The sequence below is a fragment of the Staphylococcus sp. HMSC071G07 genome (assembly GCF_001811435.1).
Taxonomy (GTDB): Bacteria; Bacillota; Bacilli; order Staphylococcales; family Staphylococcaceae; genus Staphylococcus; species Staphylococcus pettenkoferi.
The window spans coordinates 47,397-74,173 of the sequence record NZ_KV804766.1; the positions used below are offsets into that span (position 1 = coordinate 47,397).

The following is a 26,777-nucleotide window of genomic DNA, read 5'->3' on the forward strand; positions in this document are numbered from 1 at the left end:
AAAGCATCTCGTCTTCTTTTAAAGTGCTTTTTTCTTTTCACATAAGTGCGTTTTTCACTATCGTGGAGGAGAGCAATTGTGATATATTATGTGAGTTGCTCTAACAATTTGGGTAAAAGTAATGTGATGAGAGATTAAAAGTTTTGTTATCATCTCTTTACTTTTTTGTGACATTTTTAAAATAAACGACATACTTAGTAAGTCTTAAGACCGATATTGTGATATAATTTGAGGGAGTCAAATTTTAAGATTAATAATATCACAAGTAAGTAAAATGTGACATTTAGTTTTGGTTTTTAGGTTGAAATCGCCAACCAAAAATTATAAAATTCAATATGAGTCTTTCGAAATAAGAACGAATATACATAGTGACAAAGAAATCTCTGGAAACCCTGACATGACAGGGTTAGAGATAGATACATATTCTATCGTTGAAGGTACTTGAACTTCAAGATAAGTAGCCGAGCGAAGGGTGTGTAGGCTAGGAATACAAGGGATAACCTAGTGTAAAGCTCGGCTTAAAGTGTGTGACAAAAATTGTATGATTTGGCTCTAGAAATCAGCTTTTTCTTGAGCCATTTTCTAATTGAAAGTGAGGTGTACGACGTGGAGCAGTTCTACCAATTGGGTTGGACATTAGATTCAGCAGGTGGCGCGTCTGGTGAAGCTTATATGGCAGAGCAAGACGGTCAGAAGTTATTTTTAAAACGCAATTCGAATCCGTTTATCGCAGCATTATCAGCAGAAGGTATTGTACCGAAGCTTGTATGGACGAAACGTATTGAAACAGGTGAAGTGGTAACTGCACAACACTGGAAGAATGGTCGTGAGCTCACTTTTAATGAAATGCCACAAACACGTGTGACGAACCTTTTAAAGAAAATACATAGTTCTAAAACATTACTTAACATGTTGAAACGTATGGAAATGGAACCTATCACACCTGAAATCATGCTCTCCAAGATTAATGCGTCATTGTCACGTGAAGTTTGGACTCATCATGTCGTACGTAAAGTGCTCACTTATTTAGAAGCGCATATACCGCAACTCGATCCACGTTTCTTCACCGTCGTACACGGAGATGTGAATCATAACAATTGGTTACTGTCAGATCATGATGAACTCTTCCTCGTAGACTGGGAGGATGCGATGATTGCAGATCCGGCTATTGATATCGGTATGTTGCTCTATAACTACGTGCCAGAATCGCAATGGTCAGACTGGCTCGCTTGTTACGGTGTGAAAGAGACCCTTGATTTACAAAAACGAATGAAATGGTATACCGTAATTCAATCTATTGCAGTGATTCAATGGTACGAGGATCAGAAGCGCTTCAAAGATATGAATACTTGGTTAGAATTTTTAAACGAAATTATGAATCACAATGCGTTTATTTAAGGAGAATGTATGATGAGAATGCGCTATAAACCGTGGGCAGAGGATTATTTAAAAGCCCATACTGACATTGTAGATATAGATGGTCAACATGCGAAACAGCTCTCTCAATGGTTTGATCAGCAGCAACCTCTCTATATTGAGATTGGTTCTGGGAGAGGTCAGTTCATCACTACAATCGCTGCACAACATCCGGAAATTAACTTTATTGCGATTGAACGTGAGAAGAATGTAATGGTGAATATTTTACGCGATGTCATTGATCAAGAGTTAACGAACTTGAAACTCATTTGTAATGATGCGGCTGAGTTAACAGATTACTTCGAGCCACATGAAGTTGATCGCATTTTCCTTAATTTCTCAGATCCATGGCCTAAACGTCGTCATACGAAACGCCGTTTAACGTATCACACATTTTTAGCGATATATCAAGAGATACTTAAAAAAGACGGTGAAATTCATTTTAAAACAGACAATCGAGGATTATTTGCCTATAGTCTAGAAAGTATGTCTCAGTTCGGTATGTATTTCACTAAAATCAATCTTAATCTACACGAAGAAGATGATGAGGATAATATCGAAACAGAGTACGAGCGTAAATTTGCAGATAAGGGCTCACGAATTTATCGTATGGAAGCGCGCTTTCATCAATCTTAACTGTTCAATTATATAGTGCTATTTAGAGAGTGAGTAGAATCGATGACGGTTCATGCTCACTCTTTTTTGTTAAACCAGACATTTTACTGACAAGAGAGACTATATTAATATAGATTTAAATGACAGTTTAAGAGGGGATATTATGAAATTAGGACAGTTTACAATTCACTATCTCGATGGTGGCTATACACACATGGATGGCGGGGCAATCTTTGGCGTTGTACCTAAGCCATTGTGGTCTAGAAAGATTGAATCCAATGACAAGAACCAGATTCCACAACCCACGCATCCGTTACTCATTCAAACTCACGATGTTAATATCATCGTAGATACAGGGATCGGTAAAGGTAAGTTGACTGATAAACAACTGCGCAACTATGGTGTGAGTAATGAAAGCCGACTTATCGAAGATTTAGAGAAACATCAACTGAAACCGGAAGACATCGATATGGTGCTCATGACGCACATGCATTTCGATCATGCTACAGGTCTTACTGATAGTGAGGGGCATGCAGTGTTTCCTAATGCAACGCACTATATTCAACAAGATGAATGGGAAGAATTTCTCAATCCAAATATACGCAGTCAAGCGACGTATTGGGCGATGAACCAAGGGGATTATCAAGAGCGATTAAAGCTCTATCAGGATGCTGTGGAACCTTATCCTGGTATTAAGATGATACACACAGGAGGCCATAGTTTCGGACATAGTATCATTACCTTCGAGAGTGAGGGGGAACGTGCAGTGCATATGGCAGACATCTTCCCAACACACGCGCACCTCAATCCGTTATGGGTAACTGCTTACGATGATTATCCAATGGATTCTATTAGCGAGAAACAACACTACATTCAACAGTTTATCAATGAAGAAACGTGGTTCTTGTACTATCACGACCCAATGTATTTCGCGGTGAAATTTAATAGCGAAGATGGTAAAACGATTGAGAGTTCTATTATGCGAGAACATACGGATCAGTAAATAATGATTGAAGATTTGATTAACAGAAGTGAGCGCTTTTGTTACTTCATCGAATTAGACAGAGATGAATAGGGGAGTAGATAACAGATGGCTATAGATAAACATAAGACGTTAGAACGCATGCAAGCATTAACAGAACTTCATGGCGCGCCTGGCTTTGAAGACGATGTGAAAGACTACATGATTCAACAGATGAAACCTTTCGTGGATGATTTCGTATATAACCGTTTAGGTGGTTTCTACGGCGTTAAACGTTCGAAGAAAAAGAATGCGAAACGTGTGATGGTAGCAGCACACATGGATGAAGTCGGCTTTATGCTCACTAACATTACGGACAACGGTATGTTGCAATTCACTAATCTCGGTGGGGTTGCTACTGACATTTGGCAAGGTCAACGTCTTCAAGTTAAGACACGTGAAGGTAAAAGTTATGTGGGTGTCGTATCTAATATTCCGAAACATTTTCAAACGCAAGGGGATCGACCACCTAAAATTGAAGATTTAATGCTTGATATCGGTAGTGCTTCAGCTGACGAAGTACGTGAACGTGGCATAGAGATTGGTGATAGTATCGTGCCTTATACCCCGTTCACACAACTTTCTGAGCATCGTTACACGAGCAAGGCTTGGGATAATCGTTACGGCTGTCTGATCGGTATCGAGTTGTTAGAAATGCTACAAGATGTTGAATTAGACGTGGATTTATATGTCGGAGCGAATGTTCAAGAAGAAGTCGGCTTACGTGGTGCACGTCCATCAGCAGAACTCATCGATCCGGACATAGCTTTTGTCGTTGATTGTTCACCAGCGAATGATATGCAAGGTAAACAGAAGTTATCAGGACAAATTGGTGCAGGTACATTGATCCGTATAAAAGATGGTACGATGATATTGAAACCAAACTTTAGAGATTATTTATTACAACTCGCTGATATACATCAAATCACACATCAATATTATATTTCACCAGGTGGTACCGATGGTGGAGAGATCCATAAAGCGAATATCGGTGTACCAACTGCAGTTATAGGTATGTGTGCGCGTTATATTCATAGCACTGAATCTGTCTTTGATATACGAGATTATGAGGCAGCACGCGCATTGCTTTATCAATCAGTGACTCAATTGGACGAAGAACAAATTGAACTTTTACAATATCACTAAGTGAAAGAAGGTTGAAGTTATGAAAAAGTTAGAAAATGAACAACAGTTTGCAGACTATAAACAAGGTAAAGTCGTATTTATGTTCACAGCGACTTGGTGCCCAGATTGCAGAGTAATTGAACCCGATTTACCTCAATTAGAAGAAAAATATGATGAGTTTGAATTCGTTTCAGTAGACCGTGATCAATTTATTGATTTATGCGCTCAGCATGATATTATGGGCATTCCGAGTTTCTTAGTCTATAGCAACGATGAATTGTTAGGCAGCTACATCGGTAAAGAACGCAAATCTATCGAACAAATTGATCAATTCCTTTCTGAGTTAGCACCAGAAGCATAAAAGAGAGAGGAATTTCACTATAATGTTAAAAACAATACCCTTACAAACCACTTTTTTTCTGTTCGTAAGGGTATATTTATTGTAAACTGTAGAGAGAAACGCTTAGAGGAGTGTTGAGTATGAACGTCTTTCAAATGAGAGATAAACTTAAATCTCGCTTAAAGCATTTAGATGTTAAATTCAGCTACGATCGTGAAGAAGAAACTTTACGTATCTATCGTACTGATAATCATAAAGGTGTAACGGTAAAGCTACAATCTATCGTTGCTAAATATAAAGAACAAAAAGAAGATATCGTAGACGAAATTGTCTATTATGTGGAAGAAGCTATTTCACAAATGGGTGGCACAGCATTAGAAGACTTAGATGATATTAAAGTGATGCCAGTCATGAGAGCACCGAGCTTTCAAAAAGAAAATAATGAAGGCACACCTTTCGTTTACGAAGAACATACTGCAGAAACATTAACTTACTATGCGTTAGATCTCGGTAAATCTTATCGCTTAATCGATGAAGACATGTTGAAAGAACTTCAAATTACGAAACAACAACTGAAAGAAATGGCATTATTTAATGTCCGTAAATTAGATAATCCCTATAAGACTGATGAAGTGAAAGGGAATATCTTTTATTTTGTCAATTCCAATGATGGTTATGATGCAAGTCGTATTCTCAACACGCGTTTTCTTAACGAATTCGAGCAACAGTGTGAAGGAGAAATGCTTGTCGCGATTCCACACCAAGATGTGTTGATCATCGCAGATATTCGCAACAAGACGGGATATGACGTGATGGCACATTTAACGATGGAATTCTTCACTAAAGGGCTTGTGCCTATTACTTCACTATCATTTGGCTATGAAGAAGGTCATTTAGAGCCTATCTTTATTCTAGGTAAAAATAATAAACAAAAGAGAAATCCTAACGTGATTCAACGCTTAGAGGCGACACGTCAGAAATATAACAATAAAGATCAGAAATAAGGAGTTTGTTCAATGAATTTATTCTATAATCCTGAAGGCGTAGGGGATGTTGCATTTCTTCAATTAGAACCTGTAACAGGCCCTGTTAATTATGACAAGAAAGGAAATGTTGTAACGCTTTATCAAGAAGATCAAGTTGTCGGCTTTAATATCTTTGAAGCTAGTAAAGCGGGTGTTGAAGGGAACGGACATATTAAGTTAACAGAAGATCTCGTAAATGCTTTTCAACAACAACTTGACCAAGCAGGAGTGAATTATCAATTATCTGTTGATTTATCACCTAAATTCGTCGTGGGATACGTCGCAAGCAAGGAAAAACATCCGAATGCGGATAAACTAAGCATTTTAAAAGTCGATGTCGGTGATGAGGAATTACAAATTGTATGTGGGGCACCTAACGTTGAAGCGGAACAAAAAGTTGTGGTTGCTAAAGTAGGTGCAGTTATGCCGAGTGGTATGGTGATTAAAGATGCTGAACTTAGAGGCGTACCAAGTAGTGGAATGGTATGCTCGATGAAAGAACTGAACTTACCTAATGCACCCAAAGAAAAAGGGATCATGGTGCTAGATGACAGTTATTCAGTAGGTCAACCGTTTTTCGAAGACTAAAAGGAGGTAACGAACAGTATGAGCTGGTTCGATAAACTATTTGGAGAACAAGATAATCCTAATAAAGATTACCTCAACAAACGTAGCCATAGAAGACAAAAAGCCAAATATAATCATCAACATACGTTATTACCTCAAAATAATGATATTTATGAACGACCTAAAGGTAAGTTTAGATTTCCAATGCGTGTGCTAGAAGAGGAGCAACGCGAAGCAGCTTCGCACGAGGAAGTAAGTGAGGAGAGATTTACGCCACATCAACAAGAAGAAGATACAACACCTTCACGTTCTAGAAAAAGACATCGTCATCGCGTTGATCATCATGTTCAAGAGCACAATGATGATGCGCCATCATTTGAACGTGCAAGCGCTTCAACACGCACGCAACGTCAGACTCAACCGAGTGGTTCACATCAGCGTAAAAGCATTCAGACTGAAGCATTACGTGCGCATTCTAAAAGAGGTCAAGATACGCAACCTCGTAACTATGCGACAAGAGAGTTCAAAGCATCTGAAGTACCATCAGCAATCTTTGGAACACATCAACGCAGAAAGCTTGATAATGGTGTAATCCCACCAGTTGATGAGGGGCGTTCACACGAAGAACAACACCCGGATTATGCTCCCCGTACGCAAGATAGCGATGCACTTAATCATTCTAATAAAGAGGAGCGTAACAATAGCGCGTCTTCAGAAACGAAGGCTCAGTCCTCTCAATCCACTCAGAATGAGCAAGCTTCACAACCAGAACGTAGCGGGCAGCAGACTGAAGCGGATTCATCACGTTCTCGCAATAATACGATTAATATTGAAAATATTTATGCTTCTCAAATCGTGGAGGAAATTCGTCGTGAACGTGAACGCAAAGTGTTACAAAAACGTCAATTTAAGAAAGCATTACAACAGAAACGTCAACAACAACACGATGAAGAAGAGGATAGCGTACAACGTGCCATTGATGAGATGTATGCTAATCAGGCGAAACGTTACATAGGTGAAAGCTCACTAGACGAGGACACAGACAATCAAGCGCAGTTGCAGCAAGGTGAGACAAATACTGACGTTAATGAAGATTCCACTTCTCATTTTAACTATGAAGAGGTGAATCTAGATGATGTGCGTAATGTGCAACAGGTAGACGATAACGATGTTACAGTTGATGCCACTCCTACAGATTCTGAAATCGATGGTACAGCTAATGATTCATCTTCAGAATCACATCAACTTTCTGACGAAGCGGAGACGACTGATCAATTAGAAGATGAGATTGAAAGACATGAAGTAGACGGCGGTGCGGAAGATGTTCAAGAAACGCAACAACCATCTCACACGCTTCAAGATGATTCAAACGCACATGTTCAATCTAATGACGACCTCAATAATCAAGAGGTAACTGACGCACAGTACCGTGATTTAGATGAGGAGGAGTCTCAAGATCAAGCAGAGCATCTGGCAGAGTCTAACGAGGTTAAAAGTGACGATGAAACAGAGCCCTCTGAGGATATGACGTCTTCTCAAAACGACTTAGATGAAAAAGAAGAAGCGAATGATACAACAACGCAACATCAAGAAGGCGCACAGCAAGAAGATGCGCAATCTCAACTTGAAAAAACAAAAGATGATCAACCACTAGTAGATGACTCAGACTATGTGGCTGATAAAAAGGATTCTACAGAATATCAAGATGTAGCTAATGAAACTACGACGAATCCAACTCAAGAAGAACAAGAACAGTCAGATGCGCAAGTCACTACATCAGATGGGGAACATGAAGACGACAAACAGGAAGAATCATCTCATTCAGAAGAACGCAATCAAGGTCATCAACAATCTCAGTCACAAAATCAGAAAGTTCATCATGCTGCATCTAAGCAAAAACCAAAAATACGTAAAGGCGCAAAACCGTTTAACGTCTTAATGACACCATCAGATCGCAAACGTGCAATGGATAGTAAGAAGAAAGATTATAAAGTTAAAGAGCCAGAGTTGAAACCTGAAATGAATTCAACTCATACGCAACAAGCTCGCACAAGTGAAACACCATCATCCAATCACTCAACGAGCACACCAATGGCTTCTGAAAATGACTCTCAACAAAACGACACACAAGAATCTGAAACAGACACTGTTACTAAAGTTGAAACTCAAAGCCATGCACAACAACAGAATGATGAGACTTCTAATTCACACACTGATACGAGTCGTGAATCTTCTGAAGTGCATCATAAACATGAACAAGACGTCAATAATCATTTAGGTGTTGAAACGGATACGCAATATAGAGATAGTGAAGCGCAATCATCAACACACGATTCTATGCATGCACATGAACAGAATGAACACCAACAACAGCGTAGGCAACAACCTTTTAATCAACAAACTCAAGTAAGTGGCGAAGGTCACAAAGAGGATCAAGAAGATAACAGTACAAACTTTCAGCAAGATGATCAAACACAACAGCCTTATACACAGCCATCTCAAGAAATGAATGGAAATCAAAATGATGTCCCTGAAAATGACAACGCAAATACGCAAGATATGACAGATACACAACAAACGGGAGTGGCTACACGTCAACAAGAAGCATCATCTACACAACAACCGAAGCAACAAATACGCAAAGGGCCGAATTTGAACTTGCCAAATATCAATTTACTGGAAGAGCCGGAAGCACATGAAATTGATGAGGCGTGGATTAATGAGAAGAAAGAAGAGCTCAATGATGCGTTCTACTACTTCAATGTACCAGCCGAAGTTCAACACGTTACTGAAGGTCCAAGTGTGACACGCTTCGAACTTTCCGTTGAAAAGGGTGTGAAAGTCTCACGCATCACGGCACTTCAAGATGATATTAAGATGGCACTTGCGGCGAAAGATATTCGAATCGAAGCGCCGATACCAGGCACGAGCTTAGTCGGTATCGAAGTACCTAATAATTCAGCTACGAAAGTGAATTTACGCTCTATTATTGAAACAGATAGCTTTAAGAATGCGGAGTCTAAGTTAACCGTAGCGATGGGGTATCGTATTAACAATGAACCATTATTGATGGATATTGCGAAGACACCTCACGCCCTCATTGCTGGTGCCACAGGTTCAGGTAAATCGGTATGTATCAATAGTATATTGATGTCTTTATTATATAAGAATCACCCAGAAGAGTTACGTCTATTACTCATTGATCCTAAGATGGTTGAACTAGCACCTTACAACGATTTACCTCATCTTGTATCGCCGGTAATTACTGACGTCAAAGCGGCAACACAAAGCTTGAAATGGGCTGTGGACGAGATGGAACGCCGTTATAAATTATTTGCGAAATACCATGTGCGTAACATCACTGCTTTTAATAAGAAAGCAGCTTACGAAGATCGTATGCCTAAAATCGTAATCGTTATCGATGAGTTGGCAGATCTCATGATGATGTCACCACAAGAGGTTGAGCAATCGATTGCACGTATCGCTCAAAAAGCGCGTGCTTGCGGTATTCACATGTTAGTAGCCACACAACGTCCTTCAGTGAATGTCATCACAGGATTGATTAAAGCTAACATTCCGACACGTATCGCCTTTATGGTTTCTTCAAGTGTCGATTCACGCACGATCTTAGACAGCGGTGGTGCTGAACGACTCTTAGGTTACGGTGATATGTTGTATCTCGGAAGCGGTATGAATAAACCAATTCGAGTTCAAGGTACCTTTGTTTCTGATGAGGAAATTGATGAGGTTGTTGACTACATTAAGAAACAACGTGAACCAGATTATCTATTTGAAGAGCAAGAACTGTTAAAGAAAAATGAAAATCAACCTAAAGATGAACTCTTTATGGATGTATGTCACTTTATGGTTCAAGAGGGTAATATATCAACTTCACTTATACAAAGACATTTCCAAATTGGATATAATCGTGCAGCACGTATCGTAGACCAACTAGAGCAACTCGGTTATATCTCAGGAGCAAACGGGTCTAAACCACGAGATGTATATATAACCGAAGCTGATTTAGAACAGATTTAATTAAAGGATTTAAGGAGTTGTTAATTATGACCCACTATCACTTCGTTGGTATCAAAGGCTCAGGGATGAGTTCTTTAGCTCAAATCATGCACGATTTAGGCCATGAAGTTCAAGGCTCAGATATCGATCAGTATGTATTTACCGAAGTGGCTTTAAAGAATAAAGGAATCAAAGTGCTTCCTTTCAGTGAGGACAATATTCACGAAGGTATGACCGTGATTCAAGGGAATGCATTTCCAGATACACACGAAGAAATTGTCAGAGCGCGTGATTTAAACTTAGAAATTATTCGTTATCATGATTTCTTAGCTCACGTGATTAATCAATACACATCAGTGGCGGTGACTGGCGCACATGGCAAAACGTCAACAACAGGATTATTATCTCACGTGATGAATGGCGACAAGAAGACGTCGTTCCTCATCGGTGATGGCACTGGTTTAGGAATTCCAGCGAGCGATTACTTTGCTTTTGAAGCCTGTGAATACCGTCGTCATTTCCTCAGCTATCATCCTGACTATGCGATCATGACGAACGTGGATTTTGACCATCCAGATTACTTTAAAGATATTGATGATGTATTCAGTGCTTTCCAAGAAATGGCTGATAATGTTAAAAAAGCGATTATTGCGTGGGGCGGAGACGACTATCTCCGTAAGTTATCTGTCGATGTTCCTGTTTATTACTATGGTTTAGACAGTGATAATGATATTTATGCGCAAAATATTCAAATTAGTGATGTAGGTACACAATTTGATGTTTATATCCAAGGTAAATATTATGACACTTTCTTATCTCCACAATATGGCGATCACAATATTCTCAATGCGCTTGCTGTGATTGCAGTATGTTATTTCGAAAGTTTAGATGTTGAGAATATTAAGGAAGCGTTAGAAACATTTGGTGGCGTTAAACGTCGTTTCAATGAGTCTGAGCTTGGAGATCAGGTCCTTGTTGACGATTATGCTCACCATCCGAGAGAGATTAATGCTACAATTGAATCAGCACGTAAGAAATATCCGAACAAGAAAGTCATTTCAGTCTTTCAACCACACACCTTCACACGTACGCAAGCCTTTCTTGATGAATTTGCGGAAAGCTTAAGCGAGTCAGACCATGTCTTCCTATGCGACATCTTTGGCTCTATACGTGAGAACAGTGGTGAGCTAACGATTCAAGATTTAATCGATCGTATCGATGGGGCACAGTTGATCAGCGAAGATACTGTCGACCAACTCGATGACTATCCTTCCGCTGTCATCTTGTTCATGGGTGCAGGAGACATTCAGAAAGTCTTACGTGCCTACACCGCACATGCCGGTAAAATAAGTGAATTTTAATACCATAACTGATGTTTATGTTAAAATAAGTTGGGTATTTAAAATAAATAACAACATATGTATTTTAGGAGGCGTTTTTAATGGAATGGATTTTACCCATTGCTGGAATTATCGCAGCGATTGCATTCTTAATTCTATGTATTGGAGTCGCTGTCGTGCTCGTTTCAGTTAAGAAAAACTTAGACCATGTTGCGAAAACACTTGATGGTGTAGAAGGTCAAGTTCAAGGTATTACGCGTGAATCAACTGATTTACTACACAAAGTAAACCGTTTAACTGAAGATATCCAAGGTAAAGTTGAACGTTTAAACTCAGTAGTAGATGCTGTGAAAGGTATCGGCGACTCAGTTCAAACGCTTAACGGTTCAGTTGACCGTGTAACAAACTCTATTACGCATAATATTTCTCAAAACGAAGACAAAATTTCACAAGTTGTCCAATGGTCAAATGTAGCAATGGAAATTGCTGACAAATGGCAAAACAGAAGACAACGTAGAGAAAGTGCAAACTACAAATCAAACAGTGTAGCTAATGACCGCAATGCAAGCTATACTACACACGTAGAGAAAAAATAAATTATACTTAATATCATAATGCACTTAAATGAGGTATTACACTTTGTTTAAGTGCATTTGTTATAGGAGGCTTTAAATATGCAACATTATAATCGCGACGACTATGAAAGAGGCGAACAAGATTTTACTATGAGACCTCATACGAGTCGCTATCAACCTAATAATTTCGTCTTTGGCTTCGTCTTCGGAACCGTCATTGGTTCAGCCATCGGTTTATTTGCTAATAATAAAGCGAAGAAGAAAAAGCAAGTGCCTCAAGAGGAAGTGCAATTTGATCAACACCTCCACGAAACGACACGTCAAGAACAAGCTTTAGCTGAGGATCAAGTCGAAACGATTAAAGGTCGCATTGGTCATGCTTACAATGCAGATCAAACACCTTCTTCCGATGAACTCAGTGCACAACAAGCTGCCATTCAACAAGAAAGTTCTGATCACCAACTATCTGACACTTCTCCAGTGGGTCAAGAGAACATTTTATCAGAACGAGAAACGACTGATTCAGATCTTGAAAATATCGATGAAACAGAAACACCATCACAACAAGAATTAAATGCACAACAAGCAGCGATTCAACTAGAGGAAGAAGAGAAAAACGATGCTCTACATCAAGTCGATAAAGATCAACATTCACCAGCTCAACGTCTTGCTCAAGCATCTCAACAAAAACACGCACAGCTTCAAGAAGATAAGACGGTAGCACAACGTACTGACGCATTACTCGCAAGTCCTGGCATTGCATCACCACGTAAAGATTTCAAAGTGCCAAACTTATTAGGCCAAAGTAGTGGTAGTGCTGAGTTGGCTCGTGCAGCTAAAGATAAAAAGCAAGCGATGAACACAAACAGTAAAGTAGCTGAACAAACGCGTCAATTATTCGCTGATGCACCAATTGCTAGTCCTGGTCAATCATTTAAAGTGCCACACTTAACAGGTGGTCAAGATGCGACAATTAAAGGACAAAGCCTTGCGAAAGCAGCGAAAGATAAACAAGCACGTATGAAGCAAGATACTAAAGTAGCAACACGCACAGAAGCTTTGATGACTGAAACACCAATTACGAAAGTCGCTAAGCCTTATATCGTTCCAGCACTCACAGCGGAGTCTATTGATAAAGCGCCATCATATGCCAAAGCAGTCGTTGCTTACACTAAAGCTCAAAAGGCAGCGAAGAAGCAAGGTCAAAATAAAAAAACTCAAGCATCGCAAAAGTCGACTTCAAATAATAAAAAAGCTGCAGCGACGACAAAAAAGGCTTCAACATCCAAGGCTAAGAATACGAAGAAAACATCAACTTCTTCTAACAAATCACAACAAACAACTGCTAAGAAAAAGACAGCAAGTGCACAAAAGAAATCAAATGCTAAAGGTACCAAATCACAATCTAAATCATCATCTAAGAAACAAAATGTAACTAAACCTAAAGATGCTAAAAAATCAGCGCCACAAACGCATTCAAAAGCATCATTTGACAATGGTCATATCCAACACGATAAAGCTGACAAATCATCAAAACAAAGTAAAAATAACATCGCTTCAGCAACTGAAAGCTCAACTGTAGATACGACGAAAGATCAACAATCCGTGCCTTCTTACAACAATAAATCAAACAATACAAAAGGTAAGAAGACGAAGAGCAAAATCGAAAAACGTACTTTCGATGATAAATAAATATTGAGCACTTTAAAGCGATGAGTAATGAGCTGTTTAACATTGATGCCGCTCATTACGCACAAGGTTCAAGTCAAACATAACTACCTGACTTGAACCTTTTTGCTTTTAATGAAATAGAAGAATTTGTTAACTCAATATATACGATGAAGAAAACTCGGCACTTTAAAGCTATTGAATAACAAAAGAAAAATGTAACTTATTTGAAGTGTTTCACGTTAATTGTTAGAATGGACAATACTAAATATTTTATCGCTTTAAAGCAAGATATAACATGACTATACATAGAGGTGAAAATTATGACTGACGAATTACAACAATACAGAGAAGAAATTTTTAATATCAATGAACAATTACTCGATTTATTAACTCAAAGAGGAAAGGTCGCGAAAAAAATTGGCGACGTTAAACGCAAACAAGGAATTACAGTTTATGATCCTAAGCGCGAAAAGGAAATGTTAAATGCGCTCATCGATAAGAATGAAGGACCTTTCTCAGACAGCGTAATCAAGCAACTATTTAAAGAAATCTTCAAAGCTTCTACAGATTTACAGAAAGTAGACAATGAAAAACACTTGTATGTATCACGTAAACTGAAGCCAGAAGATACTGTCGTTCACTTTGACAATGGTGGTGCAATCGGCGACGGCAATAAATCATTCGTCTTCGGACCATGCTCCGTTGAGTCTCAAGAACAGGTTGATGCAGTAGCTGAAGACTTAGCGAGCAAAGGTGAGAAATTTATTCGTGGCGGTGCGTTTAAACCACGTACTTCTCCATACGATTTCCAAGGGTTAGGCGAAGAAGGGCTTAAAATCTTAAAGAACACGAAAGATAAATATAATTTAAACATCGTGAGTGAAATTGTTAATCCTGCAGACTTCGAGATGGCAGATCAATATGTAGATGTGTTCCAAATTGGTGCACGAAATATGCATAACTTTGAGCTATTGAAAGAAGCGGGACGTACGAATAAACCGATTTTACTTAAACGTGGATTATCTGCAACAATAGAAGAGTTTATTAAAGCAGCAGAATACATTGCTTCAGAAGGTAACCAGAACATCATCCTTTGCGAACGTGGTATCCGTACGTACGAGAATGCAACACGTAACACGCTAGACATTTCATCAGTACCTATTCTGAAACAGGGTACGCATTTACCAGTGATGGTCGATGTGACGCATAGTACAGGACGCAAAGATATTATGCTACCAACTGCTAAAGCGGCATTAGCTGTTGGTGCAGACGGTGTAATGGCAGAAGTTCACCCTGACCCGTCAGTCGCGCTAAGTGACAGTGGTCAACAAATGGATCTCAAAGAGTTCAACCACTTCTACGATGAGCTAAAGCCTTTAATCGACAAGTACAATAACGGTGAACTTTAGTCGTGAGAGGATAGGGAAGCGAAGCATCATTTTCAGTTCGCTTCGTTAAGTTATTATGAAAATGACTAGTGATGACAGGGTTGTCAAAGGCGCATACACAGCTTTTGGCAACCTTACATTGTGTTGACGTACCTTAAATTCTTGGAATAATGATATTTTGTCGAAGGTTGTACTTATTTAACTTTCTTTTTTCAAAAATGACCCACAATAATAGGTTTAAAATTTAATTAATGTGTAAAAATAAAAGAAAGTCAAATCGTTTATTTGAAATAATTAATTTACCGGGTTTGACATCATTGTGACAACTGAGACGGATTCATTTTACTCTAACGTGATTTATGATAAACTATGAAAACAATTATGAAAGCGTATATGGCATACGTTGAAACGCTTACGAGGAGGTCGCTTATGACTGTAACGATATATGATGTAGCGAGAGAAGCTCGTGTATCAATGGCCACAGTTTCAAGAGTTGTAAATGGAAATCAGAACGTGAAACCTGAAACGCGAGATAAAGTAAATGAGGTTATCAAGAAATTAAATTATCGTCCGAATGCAGTCGCACGAGGCTTGGCTAGTAAACGTACGACAACTGTCGGAGTGATTATTCCTGACATTTCTAACGTGTATTATTCTCAACTTGCACGTGGTTTAGAAGATATCGCGACAATGTATCAATATCATTCTATCATTTCAAATTCGGACAATGATCCGGTTAAAGAGAAAGAAATCTTTAATAACTTATTAAGCAAACAAGTTGATGGTATCATCTTCTTAGGTGGTACAATTTCTGAAGAAATGAAAGACTTGATTAACAAGGCATCTATTCCTGTTGTCGTCTCTGGTACGAATGGTAAAGATGACAATATTGCTTCTGTAAATATTGATTTCGAAAGTGCTGCAGAAGAGATTACAGAACATCTTATTGAGTCAGGCGCACAATCTTTCGCGTTCGTCGGCGGAGATTACTCTAAGAAGGCGCAAGAAGATGTTCTTACAGGCTTAAAGCATGTCTTATCTCAACATGGCTTGCAACTTGATGACAACATGATTTACAACGGAGATGAAACGTATAAAGACGGTTTACGTGCTTACGAGCAACTTGATTTAGCACAAGTTGACGCTTTATTATCCATCAGCGATGAGCAAGCTATCGGTATCGTGCACAGTGCACAAGATAACGGTGTGAAAGTACCGGAAGAATTACAAGTGATTAGTTTCAATAATACGCGCTTAGTTGAAATGGTTCGTCCTCAGCTTTCTAGCGTGATTCAACCGCTCTATGATATTGGGGCAGTAGGCATGCGCTTATTGACGAAGTACATGAAAGAGGAAGAAATCGAGGATCCAAACGTGATCTTGCCACATCGTATTGAGTATCGTGGTACAACTAAATAGTACTATGCTGAAGACATTGTGAGGCATCCATACTCTATGAGAGTGCGACTTCACAATGTCTTTTTGTGTAGTAAAAGGGCGCTGAGTTCGCTTGCCAGTATAGATTATCAATCTGGAAAAGGGAAGCGCAAGGCATTTAACCTTAATAACGCTTCCATGATTTCAACTATTTTACTCAAACCAGCTACAAATTTGTTGTGTTCGCTCCCAATTCTTGTCGCTAATTTCCTTCGCACGAGGCACACTTTGATAATTTTTACCCTCATCTGTCCATGTAGTCGGAAGCGGTTCTGAACTATAAGGCTGCCACTTGTTAAGCCAGGCATCGGGAAGGGGGCCATGCTGAATTGGTTGACCTTGAAGCGCGAGATAAACATGCGCCCATGCCCGTGGTACCACATCCCAAATATTATAGCCACCACCACCAAACATCAGAACTTTGCCATCTGTGTATCGCTCAGCCAGCTGTTGAATCATATACGGAATTTGATACAAGCTCTCAAGTGTGCAACTCATATGTGTCAGTGGATCTAAATAATGTAAATCAACACCATGTACACTTAAGATAATATCTGGGCGAAAGGCTTCAATGACAGCGCTGATAGACGTCTTAAAACACTTCAAAAAAGACTCGTCTTCAGTAAAGGGTTCAAGTGGAAGATTAACAGAGTGACCATACCCGTGTTCTTTGCCACGTTCTGTATAATGACCCGTTCCTGGAAATAGAAATTTGCCCGTTTCATGAATAGAATAATTCAATATATTCGGATTCGTATAGAATGACCATTGTGTACCATCTCCATGATGTGCATCGGTATCAATACAGAGTACACGTGCATCATATGTCTCACTTAAATAAGCCGCTGTGACTGCCACATCATTGTAAACACAGAATCCATTCGCTTTACCAGGCAAACTATGATGCAAACCGCCACCGAGATGACAGCCGTTCCGAACTTTACCAGTCATAATCGCATCGGCCAGTTTCAAAGCACCGCCTACGATACGGGCGCTATGTTGATGCATATGCTTGAACGGACTCGTCTCATCATCCAAACCATACTTACGTGCCTCAATATCACTCAATATGCCTCGTGACGCATGTTGAATCGCTTCGATGTAGTCATATGTGTGAACGAGAGCTAACGTTTCTTCAGATGCGATTTCAGGCGTGATGATGTGCTGCTGGTCTAGCACACCCATGTCTTCTAATAGCTCTGTAGTGAGTTTCAGCCGCATTTGGTTAAAAGGGTGCTCATCACCAAAGCGATATTTAAGCAGCTCGTTTGAATAAACATACCCCGTTTTGTAATGTCCCATCATTCCCAACTCCCTTTTTCAATAAATTACAACCCCTTGTTTGTCGAGAAACATCATTACCGCTTACAGATATTTTAAAAGAAAAAGCGATTCTGAAAACGCAAATCGTCAAATGCTTGTTGCTGTTCTAAACGAATACGTGCCCCGATACGTGCCATCAAACAATTTGCAGGATGACTCGTAATCTCTGGATCATCTGTCGCAAAGATTTCTAACCCACCGTGGTTCATCAATCGTTGCATCAACCTTTTGTATTCAAAGACATCTAAACCACTTTGCTTCAAATCCCAGTGCCAATAATACTCAGTCGTAATGACGATGTAGTCTTCAAATTCATCACTTTCAAGACTGAGTTGAATCAACTGACTCCCTAAGTGAAGATGACGATAAGCAGCACTTAACTCAACCGCACCTAATTCGATTAAATACTCGAGCTGGCCATCAGACCATCTCTCAAGCGGATCTGGATGATGATAGGTGACATAGCCAATAATATGTTGTTGTTGCCGTATGACATAGATACGGCCTTCATTCAGCTCACTTATTTCTTTGAGCGCTTCAAATTGCTCTTTTGGAGGTCGAAAGGCGTGAAGCCCTTCATCAAACGTTAATTGCTCTAATTTTTGACGTGATAGAGGTCCTTCAATGACGAATTGTCCTTCCTCTGTCTGTAATTCTCGTTTTTGAAAAGTTTTCACATGAATCATTTTAAGCACTTCCTTTGAATTCACTCATCGGTCTCAATGCGATATTGTTCCTACTTCCCAAAGAAAAATCCTTACATGTATTATACCTAAAAGTAAATTATTTTGGAATTATTTATCGAATTATTTTGAAAATTGTTGATAATTGTTTATAATACAAACTGTAAGCGGTTACAATAAATAAGGGGGATTTTCTATGAAAGTTGAAATTTATAAAGGGGACAAAGGGAATTTCAATCTTCAAGATTATACAGAAACATATCGTAACTTTGATTGGTCAGAAGTAGAGAAAGCTTTTACCTGGTCAGAGACAGGAAAGGTGAACATGGCTTACGAATGTATCGATAAGCATGTCGATCAAGGTCGAGGTGATAAAGTCGCGCTGCATTATCAAGATGAGCAACGTACAGAAAGTTATACTTTCACAGAAATGAAAGATCGTTCTAACCAAGCAGCGAATGTTCTAAAAGATAAAGCGAATGTCAACAAAGGAGACCGCGTATTTATCTTTATGCCGCGTACACCTGAGCTTTATTTCGCATTTATGGGAATACTTAAGTTAGGTGCCATCGTAGGTCCGTTGTTTGAGGCTTTTATGGAAAAAGCAGTGACAGACCGCTTGGAAAATAGTGAAGCAAAAGTCATTATCACGACAAACACTTTACTCCCGCGTATACCAGTGGATCAATTACCTCATCTAGAAACAGTTGTTGTGGTCGATGATGATGTTGATGATAATTATGTTGACTTTAACAAAGAAATGAAAGCAGCGAGCACAGATTTCGATATGGAATGGCTCAATTTAGATGATGGACTCATCCTACATTATACATCTGGATCTACAGGTCAACCTAAAGGTGTACTACATGAGCAACGTGCTATGATGGTTCACTACATCTCAGGTAAATACGTGCTCGATATCCAAGAAGATGATGTTTACTGGTGTACAGCGGATCCAGGTTGGGTTACAGGCACGTCTTACGGTGTGTTCAGTCCATGGTTAAATGGTGCAACGAACTGCATTGCGGGCGGCCGTTTCTCACCTGAAGCTTGGTATCAAATGATTGAAGACTTTAAAGTGACGATTTGGTACACAGCTCCGACTGCTTTACGCATGTTGATGAGTGCTGGTGACGATGTCATTAAGAATTATGATTTATCTTCACTCAGATCTATTCTATCAGTAGGAGAACCGCTTAACCCTGAGGTCATCAAGTGGGCGAAAGACGTCTATGGACTACGTGTACTTGATACGTGGTGGATGACTGAAACAGGCGGTCACATGATCGTTAACTATCCTACGATGGATATGAAACTCGGTTCTATGGGTAAACCGTTGCCAGGTATTGAAGCAGCAATCGTTGATGACCAAGGAAACGAATTACCAGCCAATCGTATGGGTAATTTAGCTATTAAAAAGGGATGGCCTTCAATGATGGTTGCGATTTGGAAGAATCCTGAGAAATACGATTCTTACTTCATTGGAGATTGGTATGTTTCTGGTGACTCAGCTTATAAAGATGAAGATGGCTACTTCTGGTTCCAAGGTCGTGTCGATGATGTCATTATGACAGCAGGTGAACGTGTAGGACCATTCGAAGTTGAGTCTAAGTTAGTCGAACATGAAGCGGTTGCTGAAGCAGGTGTCATTGGTAAACCTGATCGTGTCAGAGGTGAAATTATTAAAGCCTTTGTAGCGCTTAAAGAAGGCTACGAACCATCTGACGAGTTGAAAGAAGATATCCGTCAGTTTGTTAAAAAAGGTTTAGCGGCACACGCAGCACCTCGTGAAATTGAGTTTAAAGATAAATTGCCTAAGACCCGTTCAGGTAAAATTATGCGTCGTGTACTTAAAGCTTGGGAACTCGATTTACCTGAAGGCGACTTGAGTACGATGGAAGATTAACGTCTTCAAACTACAATTTCTCTTACTGTTAATAATGAACAATTATCCAACAATGTTTGATTCTATGATGAAACGAATCAATGTCGACCCCCATCCACATTGATTGCTAAATAATATAGAAATGCTCAAGGTTCGGAAAAGTGTGGTGCTTTTTCGAGCCTTTTGTGAAATTTAAGGTAATCAGGGAATAGGATACGTTGTGCTAACCTATACATATAGATGTTAAATGCATGAGTGTACCGATTGAATGATAGTTGAAAATCTGAGAGGTTGGAAGATAAAATTTTCGCGTGCAATACTACAAAATGCGTCGATTTCGGCACATATCATATAAGAATACATGAATTACGTGAAAGCGTTATCTTAAAATAATCGACAAGGCGTATAAAGTCAGTTAAGATAAATATGTAAACGTTGTAACACAGTTTTATTCAATTACATGTTTCATTTTTTATTTTAATAATTAAAAAAGGGGCGAATAAAGTTGGCACAATTATCTGATTTAGATATTGCGAATCAATCGACACTTCAACCAATTACTGAAATAGCGAAAGCTGCAGGTATTCCTGAAAGCGCGCTAGAACCATATGGTCATTACAAAGCGAAGATTGATATTAACCAAATCAAAGGCAATGACAAAAAAGGTAAGGTTGTATTAGTTACTGCGATGAGTCCAACACCAGCAGGGGAAGGTAAGTCTACAGTAACTGTAGGTCTTTCTGACGCTTTCCACGCATTGAAGAAAAATGTTATGGTAGCGCTTCGTGAACCTGCATTAGGACCAACTTTCGGTATTAAAGGCGGAGCTACTGGCGGCGGTTACGCACAAGTACTCCCAATGGAAGACATCAACTTACACTTCAACGGTGACTTCCACGCAATTACTACAGCAAACAATGCGCTTTCTGCATTTATCGATAACCATATACATCAAGGTAATGCACTCGGTATCGACCAACGTCGTATAGAATGGAAACGTGTCTTAGACATGAACGACCGTGCATTACGTAGCGTAGTAGTAGGTCTTGGTGGCCCAACTAAAGGTGTACCACGTGAAGATGGCTTTAACATCACAGTGGCATCTGAAATCATGGCTATCTTATGTCTTGCTACAGATATTAAAGACTTGAAAGAAAGATTTGCACGCATCACTATCGGTTACACAAGAGACCGTAAACCAGTGACAGTTGCTGACCTTGAAGTTCAAGGTGCTTTAGCAATGATCATGAAAGATGCGATCAAACCTAACTTAGTTCAATCTATCGAAGGTACACCAGCACTTGTTCACGGTGGACCATTCGCAAACATCGCACACGGCTGTAACTCAGTTCTAGCGACTCAAACAGCTCGTGATCTAGCTGACATCGTTGTAACTGAAGCAGGATTCGGTTCAGACTTAGGTGCTGAGAAATTTATCGATATCAAATCACGTGCAGCTGACTTCGAACCTTCAGCAGTCGTTGTCGTTGCGACTATCCGTGCGCTTAAAATGCATGGTGGCGTAGCTAAAGATGACTTGAAAGAAGAAAATGTAGAAGCAGTTAAGAAAGGTATCGTTAACTTAGAACGTCACGTAGACAACGTACGTAAATACAGTTTAGAACCAGTAATTGCATTAAATGCATTCGTTCACGATACTGATGCTGAAACTGAATTCGTTAAAGAATGGGCGAAAGAACACGGTGTACGCCTTGCTTTAACTGAAGTTTGGGAAAAAGGTGGTCAAGGTGGTATTGACTTAGCTAACCAAGTATTAGAAGTCATCGACCAACCACAAGAATTCAAACGTCTTTACGACTTAGACTTATCCATCGAAGAAAAAATTGAAAAAATTGTTACTGAAATTTACGGTGGTAAATCTGTATCATTCAGTAGTAAAGCGAAAAAACAATTACAACGCTTCAAAGAGAATGGTTGGGACAACTACCCAGTATGTATGGCTAAGACACAATACTCATTCTCAGACGATGCATCACAACTAGGTGCGCCTGAAGACTTCGAAATCACAATTCGTGAATTAGAAGCGAAAACAGGTGCTGGCTTCATCGTAGCACTTACTGGTGCAATTATGACTATGCCAGGTTTACCTAAGAAACCAGCTGCGTTAAACATGGACGTGACTGATGATGGTCACGCAGTTGGCTTATTCTAATCTCACGCTTATTCCAGTGAGTTAGAGTACACACGATTTCATTGAATTGTTGTTATCCTAATTAAGACCTCATTCCACGAGTGGAATGAGGTCTTTTCGCATAGTATGACGTTTTACTTTGCAGTTTGTAAATGTTGTGCGATATCATAATGTTTCGCTTGTTCGTAGTCCTTTTCACTAATCTTATTCTCAACACGCATGCGTCGTAATACATAATGTTGGCGATCAATACCTACTTGTAAACGCGCTTTCGTCTTAAGCGTACCGTCTTCGTGATAAGGCGTATACGTATAAGGACTTTGTAGTAAACCGATGAGATAAGCAGATTCAGCCACGTTGAGCTCATTCGGCGACTTGCCAAATAAACTGTAGGATGCTGGAGCAATACCACTAATATTATTTCCTTTAAAATCTCTACCGAATGGCACGATATTTAAGTAGGTGTAGAGAATTTCTTTTTTACTCAGTATATGTTCAGTGCGCATGGCTAAGACGATCTCGTTAGCTTTTCGACTGTAGGTTTTTTCATTGGAAAGGACTTGGTTTTTAACTAACTGTTGGGTAATCGTACTACCACCTGACGATACAGGTGCATTAAAGATATCCTGAAACATCGCTCGGAACAAGGCTTTGGGCAGAACGCCTTTATGTCGATAGAACGACGTATCTTCTGATGCGAGCAGGGCATCAACCACGTGGTTATTGACTCCTCGTGGACCAACGACCAGGCTGTTGAGTGAATCATCATACTCGCTAGTCACGTCCGAAACATTTCGGTTCAATCCGTCGTCTCCAGGAAAGTGTAATAAGTCAGTGCGCAATTGATGATCAGAAATCTTGCTTTGAGCCTGCGTTAAATGATGAAAGTACAATAATGTGACGATAAAGCTCAAACAGATGATGCCTGTCGCCACTAGAACGAGTAATGTGAGCCCTTGTTTAATACGATCGTAGTAGAAGTCAAATCGAGCAAGCTTAGTATGCGAATGCTGTTCTGCCTTATGCTTGTCGTTACTGAGCATAGCGCACCTCCCAATTTATTTAAGACAAGTATAACATATTTGGAGTCATTGACTTTTAAAGCACTGTTACTTATAATATAAAGCAATTCGATATCTCTTTGGATTAGAGGACAAGTAGTGAAAGTCTATTATTTCAGAAAGCTAGTGGGTGATGCAAACTAGTATAATGGCTTTGATGAATACACCTCATAGTAAAGTTATAATCCAACGTTTCATTAATGAGCGTATCATTAATAAAGCTGACTGAAAGTTAAGTATGGTGGTACCGTGCAATTTGCGCCCTTACGTGATCGTAGGGGTATTTTTTATGTCTTTAAAAGGGATAACGTGTATGCAAGGTCTGAACTATAACACTTTTGTATCACATTTAGGTTAATTATATAAAATTAGGGAGGAATCAACATGTCTAATGCATTAATTGAAGAATTAAAATGGAGAGGGCTCATTTACCAACAAACGGATGAAGCGGGAATTGAGGAGTTATTAAAAAAAGAACAAGTCACACTTTATTGTGGGGCGGACCCAACTGCGGATAGCTTACATATCGGTCACTTGCTACCGTTCTTGACTTTACGTCGTTTCCAAGAACATGGCCACCGTCCTATCGTCTTGATCGGTGGAGGAACAGGAATGATTGGTGACCCTTCAGGTAAATCTGAAGAACGTACGCTTCAAACTGAAGAACAAGTTCAACACAATGTTGAAGGTATTAGCCAACAAATGCATCGTTTATTTGAATTTGGTACAGAAAAAGGTGCTGTGCTCGTAAATAATAAAGATTGGTTAAGCCAAATCTCACTCATCGATTTCTTACGTGACTATGGTAAACATGTCGGCGTAAACTACATGTTAGGTAAGGACTCTATTCAAACACGTTTAGAGAACGGTATTTCTTACACAGAATTTACTTACACGATCTTGCAAGCGATCGATTTCGGTCACCTTAATCGCGAACTCAACTGTAAGGTTCAAGTCGGTGGTTCAGATCAGTGGGGTAACATCACAAGCGGTATCGAGCTCATGCGTCGTATGTACGGTCAAACTGAGGCGTACGGTTTAACAATTCCTCTTGTAGTTAAAGCGGATGGTAAAAAGTTTGGTAAGACTGAAGGTGGTTCTATTTGGTTAGATCCTGAAAAGACCAGCCCTTACGAGTTCTACCAATTCTGGATTAATACGACAGACGACGATGTTATTAAATTCTTAAAATACTTCACTTTCCTAGATCAAGATGAGATTGCGAAACTAGAACAATCATTAGAGGAAGCACCTCATTTACGTGAAGCACAAAAAGCGTTAGCTGAGAATGTGACACGCTTTATTCATGGACAAGAGGCTTTAGATGATGCGATTCGTATTTCACAAGCGTTATTTAGTGGTGATTTGAAATCACTTTCTGCTGATGAATTAAGAGCAGGGTTTAAAGATGTGCCACACGTCACTTTATCTAAAGACACTACGAATTTAGTTGAAGCGATTGTGGAAACGGGTATTTCTTCTTCTAAACGTCAAGCACGTGAAGATATTAGTAATGGTGCAATTTATATTAATGGTGAGCGTGAGCAGGACTTGAAGTATGAGTTGAGTGATGAGGATAAGATTGAGGGTGAATTCACTATCCTCCGCCGCGGCAAGAAGAAGTACTTTATGGTGACTTACGAATAAAATTTGTAATTTGACATAATATTCAATACTGCGTATTGTTTGGCGGTGCTTTCCTAGAGGGTCACACTCAACTAATTCTTTTCGCTCAACGAGCTCAAAGAATGGATTTTCGTTGTGCCCTTAATCTCTCAGGAGTCACCGCCACAATACTTGTATTGAGAAGGGTACTAAGTTTGTTTCTAATGATTCACCACAAAGTATTCTTACTAGTTTATTTTGATAAACTGAGTAATATGGTCTATTGAAGAAATAGCTAAAATCAAAGTATTAGTACTAATAAATTATCCCTTGCCTAGGGGGAGAAGCACAGAAATCTTTGATTTCGTAGTGCTTCCCCCGCGAAGATGACTAGAGTTCGAGAAAGCAAAGTACCTTCTCGAATTCAGTCAGCTACCGCGCACGTTCAACTAATTATTATAGCGCTTTGCGCAACAATAATGGATTTTCACTACGACCTTAATCCCTCAGGCGTGTCAAATCGTCGGTGGACGATAGGTTATGATTTAAATATAATAGATGCCAACTCACATAAAGTATTCTTCTATGTAGGCTATTGATTTATTAAGAAGAAGTTTCTAATATAACAATATTTAAAAATAATAAAGTATTTTTTAAAATTGACGGTGCTTTCCTAGAGGGTCACACTCAACTAATTCTTTTCGCTCAACGAGCTCAAAGAATGGATTTTCGTTGTGCCCTTAATCTCTCAGGAGTCACCGCCACAATACTTGTATTGAGAAATCGTATATAATCTGTCTATGACATAAAGTATTCTTCTTGGAATTATATAAATTTTAGGATGGTTATATACTAATCTAGCATTAAATTTGCGTTTATTATTGCTTAGCAGGGGTCAACACTACAATACTTTGTATTGAAAAGGGCGTTCGGTATAGTCTTATTAGTAAATAACTTAACCACAAAGTATCCTTTATTAAGGTTAGTTTGAGTGATTTGAGCGGTATGTTCTAATGTAGTATTTAGATTTATTGGGTATCGCTAATTTTTCGCTCATTATAAATCATTATTAACAAATATCTTTAAATAGAAACACTTCTATAGTTATCGATAACAATATTATGTAAATTTAATAAAGTATAACTAACCATCGAATCACATAAAAAGGGGGAACTTCGACATCCGAAGTTCCCCTTAAAATTTATCACTTATTATTCAAATGGATTAAAGAAGCTTTCGCTATCTTTTTCTTTTGATTTAGATTTGTGTTGTGATTTTTGTTCTTTAAGTTTAACTGAAACTGTTTTCTTCTTACCGTCGCGATCTAAAGTTAATTTAACCGTGTCACCTGGTTTTTTATGTTCGTAAAGGTAAGAGCGAACGTCTGTGTCTTTTTCGACTTTTTCATTATCGATTTTTGTGATAATGTCGCCTTCTTTAACACCTTTCGCGCCCTCGACTTTAGCGACGTATACGCCTTTGTCTTTATCCGTATCTAATTTGTCTTTATACTCATCTGGAATTTCTTCAA

At 39.1% G+C, this 26,777-nt stretch carries 20 protein-coding genes; 16 read left to right on the forward strand and 4 right to left on the reverse strand.

The window, feature by feature from the left end; all coding sequences use genetic code 11:
* The first annotated feature begins 606 nt into the window (after positions 1 to 606).
* The 13 genes from HMPREF2802_RS04130 (at position 607) to ccpA (ending at position 16,519) form a co-directional block, all read left to right on the forward strand.
* On the forward strand, positions 607 to 1,398 hold the full coding sequence (locus tag HMPREF2802_RS04130) for a phosphotransferase family protein (RefSeq protein ID WP_070502854.1): 792 nt from the start codon (positions 607 to 609) through the stop codon (positions 1,396 to 1,398).
* Positions 1,399 to 1,410: 12 nt separating this feature from the next.
* A complete protein-coding gene (gene trmB / locus HMPREF2802_RS04135) occupies positions 1,411 to 2,052 on the forward strand; it encodes a tRNA (guanosine(46)-N7)-methyltransferase TrmB (RefSeq protein WP_070502855.1) in 642 nt (213 codons plus the stop codon).
* Between the two features lie 142 nt (positions 2,053 to 2,194).
* Complete coding sequence (locus tag HMPREF2802_RS04140) at positions 2,195 to 3,034, forward strand: YtnP family quorum-quenching lactonase (RefSeq protein ID WP_070502856.1); 840 nt, start codon at positions 2,195 to 2,197, stop codon at positions 3,032 to 3,034.
* An 87-nt stretch (positions 3,035 to 3,121) separates the two neighbouring features.
* On the forward strand, positions 3,122 to 4,198 hold the full coding sequence (locus HMPREF2802_RS04145; RefSeq protein ID WP_070502857.1) for a M42 family metallopeptidase: 1,077 nt from the start codon (positions 3,122 to 3,124) through the stop codon (positions 4,196 to 4,198).
* 19 nt (positions 4,199 to 4,217) lie between these two features.
* Positions 4,218 to 4,538: a thioredoxin family protein gene (locus HMPREF2802_RS04150; RefSeq protein ID WP_070502858.1), complete on the forward strand. Its 321-nt coding sequence runs from the start codon at positions 4,218 to 4,220 to the stop codon at positions 4,536 to 4,538.
* Between the two features lie 119 nt (positions 4,539 to 4,657).
* Positions 4,658 to 5,521, forward strand: coding sequence for a DUF1444 domain-containing protein (locus tag HMPREF2802_RS04155; protein ID WP_002471188.1), 864 nt, complete (start codon positions 4,658 to 4,660; stop codon positions 5,519 to 5,521).
* Positions 5,522 to 5,533: 12 nt separating this feature from the next.
* Positions 5,534 to 6,130: a YtpR family tRNA-binding protein gene (ytpR, locus tag HMPREF2802_RS04160; protein ID WP_049411257.1), complete on the forward strand. Its 597-nt coding sequence runs from the start codon at positions 5,534 to 5,536 to the stop codon at positions 6,128 to 6,130.
* Positions 6,131 to 6,148: 18 nt separating this feature from the next.
* Complete coding sequence (locus HMPREF2802_RS12110; protein WP_070502859.1) at positions 6,149 to 10,147, forward strand: DNA translocase FtsK; 3,999 nt, start codon at positions 6,149 to 6,151, stop codon at positions 10,145 to 10,147.
* Between the two features lie 26 nt (positions 10,148 to 10,173).
* A complete protein-coding gene (gene murC, locus HMPREF2802_RS04170; protein ID WP_070502860.1) occupies positions 10,174 to 11,487 on the forward strand; it encodes a UDP-N-acetylmuramate--L-alanine ligase in 1,314 nt (437 codons plus the stop codon).
* An 80-nt stretch (positions 11,488 to 11,567) separates the two neighbouring features.
* Positions 11,568 to 12,062, forward strand: a complete 495-nt coding sequence (locus HMPREF2802_RS04175) for a DUF948 domain-containing protein (RefSeq protein WP_070502861.1) — start codon at positions 11,568 to 11,570, stop codon at positions 12,060 to 12,062.
* Positions 12,063 to 12,140: 78 nt separating this feature from the next.
* On the forward strand, positions 12,141 to 13,733 hold the full coding sequence (locus HMPREF2802_RS04180; RefSeq protein WP_070502862.1) for a hypothetical protein: 1,593 nt from the start codon (positions 12,141 to 12,143) through the stop codon (positions 13,731 to 13,733).
* Positions 13,734 to 14,032: 299 nt separating this feature from the next.
* Positions 14,033 to 15,121 (forward strand): bifunctional 3-deoxy-7-phosphoheptulonate synthase/chorismate mutase, encoded by a 1,089-nt coding sequence (locus HMPREF2802_RS04185; protein ID WP_002471189.1) that lies wholly within the window; start codon positions 14,033 to 14,035, stop codon positions 15,119 to 15,121.
* Positions 15,122 to 15,529: 408 nt separating this feature from the next.
* Positions 15,530 to 16,519 (forward strand): catabolite control protein A, encoded by a 990-nt coding sequence (gene ccpA / locus HMPREF2802_RS04190; protein WP_002471212.1) that lies wholly within the window; start codon positions 15,530 to 15,532, stop codon positions 16,517 to 16,519.
* A 171-nt stretch (positions 16,520 to 16,690) separates the two neighbouring features.
* On the opposite strand, the gene HMPREF2802_RS04195 is transcribed toward ccpA, so the two are convergent.
* Together HMPREF2802_RS04195 and HMPREF2802_RS04200 are read right to left on the reverse strand one after the other, a co-directional pair.
* Positions 16,691 to 17,842 (reverse strand): acetoin utilization protein AcuC, encoded by a 1,152-nt coding sequence (locus HMPREF2802_RS04195; RefSeq protein ID WP_070502863.1) that lies wholly within the window; start codon positions 17,840 to 17,842, stop codon positions 16,691 to 16,693.
* A 71-nt stretch (positions 17,843 to 17,913) separates the two neighbouring features.
* Positions 17,914 to 18,546: a GNAT family N-acetyltransferase gene (locus tag HMPREF2802_RS04200; protein WP_070502864.1), complete on the reverse strand. Its 633-nt coding sequence runs from the start codon at positions 18,544 to 18,546 to the stop codon at positions 17,914 to 17,916.
* Between the two features lie 193 nt (positions 18,547 to 18,739).
* Between HMPREF2802_RS04200 and acsA the strand changes: the two genes are divergently transcribed.
* Complete coding sequence (gene acsA, locus HMPREF2802_RS04205; protein ID WP_070502865.1) at positions 18,740 to 20,449, forward strand: acetate--CoA ligase; 1,710 nt, start codon at positions 18,740 to 18,742, stop codon at positions 20,447 to 20,449.
* A 484-nt stretch (positions 20,450 to 20,933) separates the two neighbouring features.
* Positions 20,934 to 22,601, forward strand: coding sequence for a formate--tetrahydrofolate ligase (locus tag HMPREF2802_RS04210; RefSeq protein WP_070502866.1), 1,668 nt, complete (start codon positions 20,934 to 20,936; stop codon positions 22,599 to 22,601).
* A 113-nt stretch (positions 22,602 to 22,714) separates the two neighbouring features.
* Here the strand turns inward: HMPREF2802_RS04210 and HMPREF2802_RS04215 are convergent, their stop codons facing one another.
* Complete coding sequence (locus HMPREF2802_RS04215) at positions 22,715 to 23,623, reverse strand: biosynthetic peptidoglycan transglycosylase (RefSeq protein WP_070502867.1); 909 nt, start codon at positions 23,621 to 23,623, stop codon at positions 22,715 to 22,717.
* Between the two features lie 402 nt (positions 23,624 to 24,025).
* Here HMPREF2802_RS04215 and tyrS point away from each other — a divergent pair, with 402 nt between their 5' ends.
* Positions 24,026 to 25,288, forward strand: a complete 1,263-nt coding sequence (gene tyrS / locus HMPREF2802_RS04220) for a tyrosine--tRNA ligase (protein ID WP_070502868.1) — start codon at positions 24,026 to 24,028, stop codon at positions 25,286 to 25,288.
* 1,169 nt (positions 25,289 to 26,457) lie between these two features.
* Here tyrS and HMPREF2802_RS04225 read toward each other — a convergent pair.
* On the reverse strand, positions 26,458 to 26,777 hold a 320-nt coding region (locus HMPREF2802_RS04225; RefSeq protein ID WP_141746379.1), incomplete at its 5' end, for a PDZ domain-containing protein.